Annotated in this window: 1 pseudogene; it reads left to right on the top strand. The window is 34.3% G+C overall.

The features are described from left to right. Positions 1-1,112 (top strand): annotated as a pseudogene (locus tag MH117_RS26345) (hypothetical protein); the annotation flags it as partial. Positions 1,113-1,542 lie beyond the last annotated feature (430 nt).

Raw genomic sequence — 1,542 nt, 5'->3', positions numbered from 1 at the left:
GTATAAGATTATATATTAATAATTTTGCTTTATATAATTATTTAGATACAAATAATGATTGGTTGCAATTAACGAATATAAGTCAAAATAAAAAATATACTAATTTTATGCAACACAATGTGTATGGTTATCTTAATTTCCCCGACTTTAATGATTTAGATGAAGGGTTAAAAATATCTAATGAACGTGGTGGATTTATTGAAAATGTGTATTTTAATAAATTCATGGATGTTTTATATACATTTGTGTTATTGACTACAATAGGTATTGACATGGCTCAAAAAAATGACCTGTTTATAGATAATCCTGAAAATGGGAATAAGGGAGACGGATCAGCAGGAGACGGACCAGCAGGAGACGGACCAACAGGAGACGGATCAGCAGGAGACGGACCAACAGGAGTCGGACCAACAGGAGACGGACCAACAGGAGTCGGACCAACAGGAGTCGGACCAACAGGAGACGGACCAACAGGAGACGGACCAACAGGAGACGAACCAACAGGAGACGGACCAGCAGGAGACGGACTAACAGGAGACGGATCAGCAGGAGACGGATCAGCAGAAGGCGGATCAGCAGGAGACGGACCAACAGGAGGAGGGCCTACTCCTGGAGGGGAAATACCAGGAACATTTTTTGAACATATCTCATGGGGGGGGAAACTTGATCCTAATAATAGTGATCACATCGGTTTAATCGTTACATTGGATGAGTTGCATAGGATGTCTATTAAAAAAATAAGAGAAGATGGTCGCAAGGAAAAGATATACAGTTTATTTCCAGTGAGTGCAGGTATGTTACTTAGAACGGCATATGAACAATCATTGATATTGCAATTAAAGAAAACTGCTCTGTGGAATAATTTAAAGCAACAATTTACTTTTCCAATGCTTAGCAATATAGAAAACCATGTTAATCAAAATATAGCTACAGTTTTACCTGATCAACATATGCAAAAGGCTTTCAGGAGTATCAAGTCAATTAGATCACGTGATTTTTTAAATTCCAATATTCATAATCCGGGATTAATTCGTACCACATCTTCATCATTAGAAGGAATAACTAATGGTGGTATGTTTTCATTGATTGGTCTGATAATAAAAAATATTTAAAAGCTCCTAGTGTTACAATGCGTTTATAAGCTGTCCCTCTGCTTTAAAGTTGCATTGTTTGTAATTAGATGCGATTGAATATTAATGTAAAATATATAGAGTATGACTGTGGTTATGTTTTGATCAAACTTTATTATAAAAATGATATTGGAAATGAAATAAATATCGTTCGTTTTAATCAATCTTTTTTATAAAGGGAAATGTAAGTTGTGCCAGAGTAATCATTGTTTGGAGCATATTTTTTATCAAACTTTTTTATAAACCTACAATTGTTGCCAGAAGAAAATAAAGTATTAGACTAGGTTAATTGTAGTAACGTAAATAGAGGATGGTTAGTTCATTATATGAGCTAGTCTCCTCTATTTTTTTGTTTAATAGAAATATTAACTATGGCTTTAAAGCTTAGTATAAATTATTTAATATATTGAGG

Origin of the sequence: Paenibacillus sp. ACRRX, assembly GCF_022346885.1 — a bacterium.
Lineage (GTDB): Bacteria > Bacillota > Bacilli > Paenibacillales > Paenibacillaceae > Paenibacillus_B.
This window is presented reverse-complemented; position numbering and strand designations above follow the sequence as displayed.